This is a genomic window from Pantoea sp. UYEF8 (assembly GCF_040546285.1).
Taxonomy (GTDB): domain Bacteria; phylum Pseudomonadota; class Gammaproteobacteria; order Enterobacterales; family Enterobacteriaceae; genus Pantoea; species Pantoea brenneri.
Window position 1 is genome coordinate 187558 of sequence record NZ_JBEPNM010000006.1, and the last position, 9612, is coordinate 197169.

14 protein-coding genes and 1 pseudogene are annotated in these 9612 nt (G+C 54.7%); 14 read left to right on the forward strand and 1 reads right to left on the reverse strand.

Going from position 1 to position 9612, the window contains the following annotated elements:
* The first annotated feature begins 2 nt into the window (after positions 1 to 2).
* From ABIB18_RS13780 to ABIB18_RS13840, 12 genes and pseudogenes are all read left to right on the forward strand, one after another.
* Entirely contained in the window at positions 3 to 722 is a 720-nt protein-coding gene (locus ABIB18_RS13780; RefSeq protein WP_354474446.1) for a Rad52/Rad22 family DNA repair protein, read from the forward strand.
* Positions 723 to 1199, forward strand: a complete 477-nt coding sequence (locus ABIB18_RS13785; protein WP_354474448.1) for a single-stranded DNA-binding protein — start codon at positions 723 to 725, stop codon at positions 1197 to 1199.
* Between the two features lie 8 nt (positions 1200 to 1207).
* Complete coding sequence (locus tag ABIB18_RS13790; RefSeq protein ID WP_354474450.1) at positions 1208 to 1756, forward strand: 3'-5' exonuclease; 549 nt, start codon at positions 1208 to 1210, stop codon at positions 1754 to 1756.
* Positions 1757 to 1778: 22 nt separating this feature from the next.
* On the forward strand, positions 1779 to 2090 hold the full coding sequence (locus ABIB18_RS13795; protein WP_354474452.1) for a hypothetical protein: 312 nt from the start codon (positions 1779 to 1781) through the stop codon (positions 2088 to 2090).
* Between the two features lie 49 nt (positions 2091 to 2139).
* Positions 2140 to 2484: a hypothetical protein gene (locus tag ABIB18_RS13800; RefSeq protein WP_354474454.1), complete on the forward strand. Its 345-nt coding sequence runs from the start codon at positions 2140 to 2142 to the stop codon at positions 2482 to 2484.
* Positions 2485 to 2567: 83 nt separating this feature from the next.
* Positions 2568 to 3092 (forward strand): ead/Ea22-like family protein, encoded by a 525-nt coding sequence (locus tag ABIB18_RS13805; RefSeq protein ID WP_354474455.1) that lies wholly within the window; start codon positions 2568 to 2570, stop codon positions 3090 to 3092.
* A gap of 32 nt (positions 3093 to 3124) precedes the next feature.
* Entirely contained in the window at positions 3125 to 3367 is a 243-nt protein-coding gene (locus ABIB18_RS13810; RefSeq protein WP_354474457.1) for a DNA polymerase III subunit theta, read from the forward strand.
* Positions 3364 to 3597, forward strand: a complete 234-nt coding sequence (locus tag ABIB18_RS13815; protein ID WP_354474459.1) for a hypothetical protein — start codon at positions 3364 to 3366, stop codon at positions 3595 to 3597. Before ABIB18_RS13810 ends, ABIB18_RS13815 begins: the two co-directional genes overlap by 4 nt.
* 64 nt (positions 3598 to 3661) lie before the next feature.
* A complete protein-coding gene (locus ABIB18_RS13820) occupies positions 3662 to 3877 on the forward strand; it encodes a hypothetical protein (protein WP_354474461.1) in 216 nt (71 codons plus the stop codon).
* A gap of 308 nt (positions 3878 to 4185) precedes the next feature.
* Complete coding sequence (gene xisR / locus ABIB18_RS13830) at positions 4186 to 4434, forward strand: excisionase family protein (RefSeq protein WP_094119077.1); 249 nt, start codon at positions 4186 to 4188, stop codon at positions 4432 to 4434.
* Between the two features lie 31 nt (positions 4435 to 4465).
* A complete protein-coding gene (locus ABIB18_RS13835; protein WP_354474465.1) occupies positions 4466 to 5746 on the forward strand; it encodes a site-specific integrase in 1281 nt (426 codons plus the stop codon).
* 32 nt (positions 5747 to 5778) lie between these two features.
* A pseudogene (locus ABIB18_RS13840) lies at positions 5779 to 6126 on the forward strand (glutaminase); the annotation flags it as partial.
* A gap of 1 nt (position 6127) precedes the next feature.
* Here ABIB18_RS13840 and ABIB18_RS13845 read toward each other — a convergent pair.
* Positions 6128 to 7069, reverse strand: a complete 942-nt coding sequence (locus ABIB18_RS13845; protein ID WP_354474467.1) for a D-2-hydroxyacid dehydrogenase — start codon at positions 7067 to 7069, stop codon at positions 6128 to 6130.
* 230 nt (positions 7070 to 7299) lie between these two features.
* On the opposite strand from ABIB18_RS13845, the gene ABIB18_RS13850 reads away from it, so the two are divergent.
* Positions 7300 to 7713, forward strand: a complete 414-nt coding sequence (locus tag ABIB18_RS13850) for a DUF2946 domain-containing protein (protein WP_354474469.1) — start codon at positions 7300 to 7302, stop codon at positions 7711 to 7713.
* Positions 7714 to 7795: 82 nt separating this feature from the next.
* Positions 7796 to 9526 (forward strand): DUF2534 family protein, encoded by a 1731-nt coding sequence (locus ABIB18_RS13855; protein ID WP_354474471.1) that lies wholly within the window; start codon positions 7796 to 7798, stop codon positions 9524 to 9526.
* The last annotated feature ends 86 nt before the right edge of the window (positions 9527 to 9612 follow it).

Here is a 9612-nt window from a genome sequence, read left to right on the forward strand (position 1 = left end):
TTGTGGAGCTTTCACGTTTAGATGAGCCGTTTCCGCCTGAAGACATTGAGTGGCGCGTTCAGCAGTGCGGCATAGCTGGTAGTGGCAAGGCGTGGGCGATGGTTCTGGCTTACGTAACGAACCGGGCGATCATGAAGCGCCTTGATGATGTTTGCGGAAAAGAGAACTGGAAAAACGAGTTCCAGCCCGGCCCCGATGGGGGCGTGATGTGCGGCATCTCGATTCGCGTGGGAGATGAGTGGATTGCTAAATGGGACGGAGCTGAAAAAACTCAGGTTGAAGCCGTTAAAGGCGGAATGTCTGGCTCGATGAAGAGATCTGCCGTTCAGTGGGGAATTGGTCGCTACCTGTATGGCCTTGAAGAGAACTTTGCAGAGGCATCCGCAGAGAAGCGTCAGGGATGGAATAGAGCATCATTCAAAGACAAGAAAACCCAGCAATTCAGGGAGCTTTGGTGGCAACCCCCTACATTGCCATCATGGGCGCTACCACCCGCAAATTCTAAAACAGACACCCCAGCAACACCTCAATCACCTGCAGCGCGTCCTGCAGATGACATCCTTGCCGATTTCACCGCTCAGGCAGCTGAGTGCGCAACCCTTGATGACCTAAAGGGCATCTATAAACCAGCGTGGAATGCTCTGGCTTCCTCTGCTGAACATCAACAGAAGTGCGTCGAGGTGTTTAAAACCCGCGGCGCAGAACTTAGCAAGGCGGCATAAATGGCGAGTCGTGGAGTCAATAAAGTAATCCTGGTCGGCAATCTTGGTCAGGATCCGGAAGTGCGTTACCTGCCCAATGGTGGCGCAGTGGCAAACATAACGCTGGCAACCTCTGAGAGCTGGCGTGACAAGCAGACAGGCGAGAACAAGGAAGTAACCGAATGGCACCGCGTGGTGCTGTTTGGGAAGCCTGCTGAGGTTGCAGGTGAATACCTCCGCAAAGGTTCTCAGGTCTATATCGAAGGCCAGCTACGTACACGCAAGTGGCAAGACCAGGGTGGGCAGGAACGCTACACCACCGAGGTTACGGTGAATGTGGGCGGCACCATGCAGATGCTGGGTGGCAAACAGGAAGGTGGTCAGGGAAACCGACCACAGCAAAATCAGCAGCAGCGTCCGCAGCAGCAGGCTGGGCAATCTACTCCACCGGCAAACAATGAGCCGCCGATGGATTTTGACGACGACATTCCATTTTAAGGATGAAAATGAATAACTTAATGGTTGACCTCGAAACGATGGGTAATGGCACCTACGCCCCTGTCGTTTCAATCGGCGCGGTCTTCTTTGACCCAGCATCAGGCGCGACCGGTGATCAGTTTCAGGTGAATGTCTCGCTTGAGTCATCAATGCGTCATCGCGCCCGGCCGGATTCATCAACAATTATGTGGTGGATGGGGCAAAGCGAAGAGGCTCGGAGTTCGCTCCTTGATAACCCGCTAGAGCTTTCGACTGCACTATCACGCTTCAATGACTTCATCTTCGAAAACACGAACAGCAAGTTTGTTCAGGTTTGGGGGAATGGAGCTTCTTTTGACTGCGTCATCCTTCGCAGCGCGTATCAGATGACCGGACAAAACCCACCGTGGAATTGGTGGAATGACCGGGACGTGCGAACAATCGTTGAGCTGGGCAAAGCAATAGGTTTCGATCCTAAGCGGGACATGCCCTTTGAAGGAACCCGGCACAACGCGCTAGCCGACGCAATCCACCAGGCGAAATACGTATCCGCCATCTGGCAGCGCCTCGTTAAATAACACCCACCAATAAGGCACCCTCATGACCATCACCGACTCCTCGGCGGACTCTGCACGTCCTGATGAAACGGAATCACAGCGCAGATGGATATTAGCGATGCAGGACGCACAGCAGCAGATTCTGGCGAAGAAAGGCGTGAGGGTGTCGCTATCAGTACGGACCACTGAGCAGACAAAGGAATGGGTGCAGGAAGCCACGGAGCGGCGCCTGACTAAGTACGTCGAGCATCAGGAAGCAATCGAGCGCAACCGGCACAGCAAGCATGACATGCCGGTCAGAGATACCAACCCTGCCTATCCGGAATGGGCAGCACGCCGCTATCACGGCGACTAACTATTTTCGCCGCGGCATTGAGCCTGACAACGGCATGAGGGGTAAGAGAATGAGCAATTACTACGTATCAGCATGCGTTGCCGATGGTGACGATGTGTCAATGTGCGATGACAGTGTAGCGCAGTTCTGGACGCTGTATCGCCGCAATGAAGAAGGATTGAGCGAGGGCATTATCGACTGCATGTTTCGTGAGGATGCTGAGGCGGCGATGCGCGTTTATAAGGAGCGTGACGCGCTGGCCGCGCTGACTGCGCCGCCGGTTAAGTTGCCGAACAAGGAGCATATCTTTCCAGGATGCGACACGCAGCAAATGACCATTTTATTGACGCACAATGCCGCTATAGATGGATGTGCAGAAGCCATCCGCGCAGCCGGTTATCAGGTGGAGGACTAAATGCTTAACCGAACCCTTCCCGCCCGACGCCACATAGCATGGCGAAAATCAGACCTCAGATGCGTAAAGGATAAGAGCGTAAAATGAAAGATCTGGATGAGTTAGTCGAGCTGGCCAAGAAGGCTACACCTGGTAAATGGTGGATTGATAGTCACGGTCATTCGATGGTGGCGTTCAGTGGTGAAGCTGGTGATGTTGAGATTGTGTTTGCCACTGACAATGATATGGGACCGTTAGTCAGGAATGAGGATACGGGCAACCTTTCTCATTGGCGAAATGATAACGATGCAACATTCATCGCAGCAACAAATCCCGAAACAATCCTGACTCTAATTGCTCGCATCAAGGCTCAGGATGAGGAGCTGCTGGAGCTGCGCAAGGGTTCATTCATGCCACTCAGACTTACGGCTGAAAACGGAGCCAAGGCTGCGTTGATGGGTGAGTTCACCGAAGAAACATCGATTCCCTGTACTGAATGTTTTGGCGATGATGAATGCGAGAATTGTGATGGAAGCGGACGAATCCTGGTAGAGGTGCCTGTCAGCTGGACAACAATTAAAAGCATTTACGCTAAAGCAGTGGAGCACTTCCAAAACGCTGCATCATAATCGCGATATACTCCCCACAGGAGGACATCACCATGTCACACAACTTAGCAGCACGCAGCAGAGAAGAGCGAGACAGGATTAACGTTGATTTAGCCGCGTCAGGAGTAGCGTACAAGGAGTGTATGAATATGCCGGTTATCGCCATGGAGGTGGAGATGCAGCAGCAGGAAGCGCTGAAGCCGCACTTCCGTGATCGCTTGCAGCATTACAGGAACGTTGCGCTGCAGTACCCGCGCGGCACTGACCCGATTTATCAGAAGGAGGAAGGGAAGTGATTGTTGATATTTGCCGCTGTAAAAAGACAAAAGGCAATTACATGATAGTTATTTCCGGCGCCAGTCTCCCTGACGGTGTGCTGAAAATGGGTGGTAAATCCTATTCCAGTATAGCCACATTCGACATGCGATCGCCGAGTCATTGTCAGATTATTGGTGTAGATGCCGAAAATGCCATGCGCGACATAACGAGTCAGGGTTATCACTTATTTAGTGCGAAAGAGATGTGAGCTGCTGACATGAAAAAAACAGACCTGCTTCGGCAGGTTTTTTTACGCCCAAAGGATGACGTTTGTGGTTGAGTTCAAGGATGGGGAGGAGCCGCCTATTGACGCTGGCACTCAACTTTTAGGCGGTAGAGTATGCGCAGCGGCGTTTTACGACTATCGGGAAGATTATTTTTCAGAGCAGGACGCCGAGATAATCGTGGCGGCTCTGGACTCAGATATTCGGCACAACCCAGAAGTAGACCCTGACATTTACCGTAAACTCCTCCTCGTCTCCTACTAATTCCCACTAACCCTATTCACTATCGCGCTCTGCGTGAGGAGTTGTTATGCATATAAAAGTCACAGCCAAATGGAATGGAACGCCTTTTGAAAGGGTTTTCGAGGTAGAGGATGAAGGTGATTGCATTGATCACATCATGCTCTGGTCATCCATAGCCGGAGCCACTGTGTCAGATATTGAAATGGTACCCACTGAGGAATGACCACCACCTACGACGAAATCACTCCGGGCGAGCTCTTAACTGACCTTGCCCTTTTAATTTTGCTAATCATCGCATTTATCCGCGGTAAGCCGCCAAAGGAGTAGATATGGAAAATGTTGTTCAGCTGATGCCCAATAAATGGGTGTCCGAGGCCGTTCTTACCACAGTAACCGGCATGACCAAGCACATGATTCAGCACGCGCGCCGGTCAACTTGGCTTGAGGGGAAGGAGTATCGCCATGTGGCTCCCGACCTCGCGCCAAAAGAAAACAGCCCGATCATGTACTGCCTGCCAGAAATAAATAAATGGATTGAGAAACAGCGCCCGGCGATCCGCCGCCGCATTTCTGCTTAAATGGACTCCCTTTCAACAACGAGGAGCAGTGATGGCTAAATACCCCACAGGCGTAGAAAACCACGGAGGGTTTCTGCGCATATGGTTCATTTATAAAGGTAAGAGAGTGAGGGAAGGTCTGGGATTGCCAGATACACCGAAAAACAGGAAGGCAGCAGGAGAGCTGAGGGCTTCTGTTTGCTATCAGGTAAAAACCGGCACCTTCAGCTATCCAGATCAGTTTCCAGGCTCTCCGAGCGCCGGTAAATATGGCGTACAGAGAAGGCTGGTGACACTGGCTGAGCTGGCAAACAAATGGCTTTCAGTAAAGGAAATGGACCTTACCGCAAACGCACTGAGGCATTACAGGTCATACGTTGGATCATGCCTGGATGTAATCGGCCATGAAAAGATGGCTGACTCAGTGACGCAGGAAGACATCCTGATTGCAAGGAAGGAGATGCTGACGGGAATACAGCGGCCGCGAGGAAGGAACCCGGCACCTAACGGAAGAGGCAGAACGGTGCCAACGGTGAATTCATACTTCGCCTGTCTGAAGGGAATGTTTTCGTTCGCCGCGGCCAATGGCTATGTGCAGAGAAACCCGATGGAGACTTTTGCGCCGCTGAAAAAATCCAGACCAGCCCCTGACCCGCTGACCCGTGAGGAGTACGCAAGGGTGATCGCCGCCTCTCCCACCGAGCAGATGACAAATCTCATTATCTTTGCCGTTAATACCGGTATGCGGCATGGAGAGATTATCTCTCTGGCGTGGGAAGATATTGATACTGTGGACTGGACGGTGAAGATAGTGCGCGGGCAGTCGATGACGAATTACTTCAACCCGCCGAAAACAGACTCCGGCATCAGGACCATTCAGCTGACCGCCCCTGCTATTGAGGCGCTGAAGTCACAGATGGTGCTGACGAGAATGGGACAACAGCATGAGGTAACGATTCATCTGCGGCAGAAGGAGGCGACGCGAACAGACCTGTGTACTTTCGTGTTTTCACCGAGGATCACAACCCGTAATGGTGGGACGGCAGACTGGTACACATCAGGGACAATCAACGCCGCCTGGAGAACGATGCTGAGGAAGGCTGGAGTCAGAATGAGGAAGTCATATGAAACGCGGCATACTTTTGCATGCTGGGCACTTGCGGCCGGAGCCAACCCAAACTTTGTTGCTCACCAGATGGGGCACTCTTCGGCGCAGATGCTTTATAACGTTTACGGTAAATGGATGACCGAGAATAATCACGATCAGGTCGCTCTCCTGAACGCTGATTTTTCACAAAATGCCCCACCCATGCCCCACAAGAAAACCGCTTAAACATAACCTTCTGTATTTATTGCATCTTTCCATATCAATACTGCTCGCTATCGATGAACTGTATTGAGCTGGCGCGCAGTTTCGTCTATCTGGCGAACCAGGGGCTGACGCTGGATGGCAGCCGGATGATTACGCCGCGTCAGGCGCGGCAGATTAACGCGCTGATGATCACCAGCGGCATGTATGACGGTGCGGGTGAGTTTGCCTGGCGCGTCGGGATGCCCGCCAAGTCGGGGGTTGGCGGTGGGATTATTGCGGTGATCCCCGGCGAAATGAGCATTGCGGTCTGGTCGCCGGGGCTGGACAGCGCGGGTAATTCACTGGCCGGAACCGCCGCGCTGGAGTGTCTGACCGATAAACTGGGCCGCTCAATTTTCTGAGTCAGCTCACCACATTGATCGGCTGGCCGTGGCGAAAGGCAGTGAGATTAGCGGTAATGCCCTCGATCAGATTATGCACCCCACTCTGACTGGCCCAGGCGATATGCGGCGTGAGCAGCAGATTCGCCAGGCCGGGTTGCAGCAGCGGATTGTCGACGGCCGGGGGTTCGCTGCTCAGGACGTCGAGCGCTGCCCCGCCGATCTGGCCCTGCTGCAACGCCATAGCGAGATCCGCTTCATGAATCAGCCCGCCGCGTGCGGTATTGATCAACAGCGCCTGCGGCTTCATTTTACTCAGCGCCTCGCGGTCAATCATCTGTCGGGTCTGCTCACTCAGGGGACAATGCAGCGAGATGATATCGCTGCTGGCCAGCATCTGCTCAAAACTGACGTAGCCGTCACGCAGCGTCGTGCTGCCTTTGCGCTCGGCATACTGCACCTTCATGCCTAACGCCTGCGCCAGTTTTGCTACCGCCTGACCAATATCGCCTTTGCCGATAATACCCAGCGTCGCACCGCCAATATCCTGAATCGGCTGACGATGAAGGCAAAAATGTTGCGCTTCTGGCCACGCCGCCCGGGTCGTGCTGGCGTAATCGGGTAGCTGACGCCGCAGGGCAAAAATCGCGGCAATGACCCCTTCCGACACGCTCTGGGTTGAATAACCCGGTACGTTGCTCACCACAATGCCACGCGCCCGACAGGCATCCAGATCGATACAGTCGTAGCCGGTTGCGGCAACACAGATAAAGCGCAGCGCCGGTAGTTGCTCAAGCGTGGCCGCCCGCAGGGGCACTTTATTGGTGATCGCTACGGTGGCGTCTTTCAGCGCGCTTACGATGGCGTCTTCCGCCGTCTGTTCCCGCACCTGCCAGTCTGTGCAGCCCGGCAGCGCAGGCAACGGAACCGGTAACGTAGCCCCATCCAGCATTACAATTTTCATTTTTCATCCTTTTTGACAGCAATAAACGCAGCCGACCCACTTCTGGCGCGCAACAATGTTAGCCTTATGTATTTCCAGAGTAACAAACAGGTTAAATGACAGCAGAATTAAAGTGAATATGTTCAAACTGTGCGAATTTTTTCAGAATTTATGCCACTTTCTTTAACCCTTTTATCCCCTTCGCGTTACACTGCCGCCCTGAATTCTGACCTATTATTCTGATGTAAATCATGCGAACACCTGCCGACAGACAACGACTCACCGCCAGTATTGCGATCCTGGCCGTGCTGCTGTTGTTTGTTGCGCCGATGGTGTCAAAAAATCTGGCGGAACATCACGCCAGCCTGCAGCGCCTCTCCGTCATCAGCGGCGATAGGGTGATGATGGACCATCACGGTGAGATGGCGATGATGGATCATCACAGCGACATGCCGATGGCCGGCCATGAGATGATGGCGCCCGGTTTCGCCTGCGGCTACTGCGATTTACTGATTCATGTGCCGCTGATGTTATGGGTGTTTATCCCGTTCATCTGGTGGATGTGCCTGATCTCCCGGGCACCACCTCCGCCCGCCACGGCTCCACCGCGGCGGCGACGCTCTCTGCGCACCCACCGTCCGCGTGCGCCCCCGCTACTGGCGTAAACCTCACTGTTTTTTGACCTGTACTTCTTACGCGTTACGGCGTCAGAAGCTTTGTCCTGTCTTTTGAAAAGTGTGGAATGCTATGTCCTCTTCTCAGGAAATGACCCCTGCACCGCGCGGCGCGGTGTTAAATCTGTTTCGCCGCCTGCATTTTTATATTGGCCTGTTTATTGCGCCGTTTATTTTTGTCGCCGCGCTGACCGGTACCCTCTACGTTCTGACGCCGCAGATTGAGCAGGCGATCTACCATGATGCCTTAACCACTGACGCGCACGGCGTGGCGAAACCGCTGTCGGCGCAGATCGCCGCAGCCCGCCAGCGTGCCGGTGAAAACGCACGTATCTATGCCGTTCGACCGGCACCGGGTCCGCAGGATACCACCCGGGTGCAGTTCTCCGGGCGCGACCTCGGCCCGTCAGAATCGCGTTCACTGTTTATCGATCCCTATACCCTGCAGGTGAAGGGTGACATGACGGTTTACGGCACCAGCGGCGTATTGCCGCTGCGGATGTGGCTCGACCAATTGCACCGCGGCTTGCTGTTAGGCGATTTCGGTCGCAACTACAGCGAACTGGCCGCCTCCTGGCTGTGGGTGGCGGCACTCGGCGGCGTGGTGTTATGGCTCGGCACCCGGCCACGCCGTTCTGCCAGAAAACCGCGCCGTGGTTTTACCGCTCTGCGTCACTGGCACGTTACGCTGGGGCTGGTGCTGGCGGTCGGGCTGGTGTTCTTTTCGGTTACCGGACTGACCTGGTCGCAGTGGGCGGGCAATAATATTGAGAAAATGCGCAGCGATCTTGGCTGGATGACGCCGCAGGTCAATACTGCGCTCAACGGTGACGCACCGGCGGCACCGGCCGATCCGCATGCTGACCATCGTGGCAACGATGAAGGCATGACCATGGGCGATATGGCGATGCCGGCCCGAAAAGCCGCGCCCGCGCTGCCAAATCAGCCGGACGGCAACTGGGATCGCGCCCTCGACGCCGCGCGTCAGGCCGGTCTGCATGCTGATAAGCTGGAGTTACGTCAGCCGAAAACCCCCAATCAGGCGTGGACCATCTCTGAGATTGATCGCAGCTGGCCGAGCCAGGTCGATGCTGTCTCGATTAATCCCAACGATTTTAGCCTGGTCGATCGGGTGGAGTTCGCCCATTTCCCACTGGTGGCAAAACTGACCCGCTGGGGCGTAGATGCGCATATGGGCGTGCTGTTTGGCCTGCCTAACCAGCTGATTCTGGCGCTGTTTGGTTTCGGTCTGTGCGCAATGATCGTGCTGGGCTACCGCATGTGGTGGATACGCCGTCCCGCGGTGCCGCAGCTCAGCCCGTCGCAAACGCTGTTGTCAGCCTGGCTGGCGCTGCCGCGTTACGGTCAGGGAGTCAGTCTGATCGTGGTGCTGGCGCTGGGCTATGCCTTGCCGCTGATGGGGATTAGCCTGCTGGTGCTGGTGCTGCTTGATATTCAGCGCTGGCGCAGTGCGCAACGCAGCGCGCAACGGCGTGTCGATACCGCGCCGGATAAACAGTCTCCGCTGGCGATTATTCAGGCGCGCTTCGCCGTCAAACGCAAAGAGATGCGCTATTTCCTGCGCAGCGTGACGGTGCTGGCGCTGATTGTGATCACCGTGATGGCAAATGCGATGATCGGCGGAGTGATCGATCAGTATCAGATTCCGTTCAGCAGCTGGTCGCTGACCATGTACATCACCCAGGCGATGATGATCCTGCTCTACTCGACGGTATTTACCGGCCTGTTATCCATTCCGCTGTGGTATTTCTTCCTTGGCGAAAGCGACGAACAAGGCAAGTAAGCGTCCTGCCTGCCCTCCCGGCAGGCAGCTTGTTATTCAAATTAACTGACGAGGCCCGGCAAAACTGCCGGCTTCTCATTCCCTGC

Coding starts and splice junctions, on each gene's coding strand:
- ABIB18_RS13785 (WP_354474448.1), top strand. CDS start 723: ATGGCGAGTCGTGGAGTCAATAAAGTAATCCTGGTCGGCAATCTTGGT.
- ABIB18_RS13790 (WP_354474450.1), top strand. CDS start 1,208: ATGAATAACTTAATGGTTGACCTCGAAACGATGGGTAATGGCACCTAC.
- ABIB18_RS13795 (WP_354474452.1), top strand. CDS start 1,779: ATGACCATCACCGACTCCTCGGCGGACTCTGCACGTCCTGATGAAACG.
- ABIB18_RS13800 (WP_354474454.1), top strand. CDS start 2,140: ATGAGCAATTACTACGTATCAGCATGCGTTGCCGATGGTGACGATGTG.
- ABIB18_RS13805 (WP_354474455.1), top strand. CDS start 2,568: ATGAAAGATCTGGATGAGTTAGTCGAGCTGGCCAAGAAGGCTACACCT.
- ABIB18_RS13810 (WP_354474457.1), top strand. CDS start 3,125: ATGTCACACAACTTAGCAGCACGCAGCAGAGAAGAGCGAGACAGGATT.
- xisR (WP_094119077.1), top strand. CDS start 4,186: ATGGAAAATGTTGTTCAGCTGATGCCCAATAAATGGGTGTCCGAGGCC.
- ABIB18_RS13835 (WP_354474465.1), top strand. CDS start 4,466: ATGGCTAAATACCCCACAGGCGTAGAAAACCACGGAGGGTTTCTGCGC.
- ABIB18_RS13845 (WP_354474467.1), bottom strand. CDS start 7,069: ATGAAAATTGTAATGCTGGATGGGGCTACGTTACCGGTTCCGTTGCCT.
- ABIB18_RS13850 (WP_354474469.1), top strand. CDS start 7,300: ATGCGAACACCTGCCGACAGACAACGACTCACCGCCAGTATTGCGATC.
- ABIB18_RS13855 (WP_354474471.1), top strand. CDS start 7,796: ATGTCCTCTTCTCAGGAAATGACCCCTGCACCGCGCGGCGCGGTGTTA.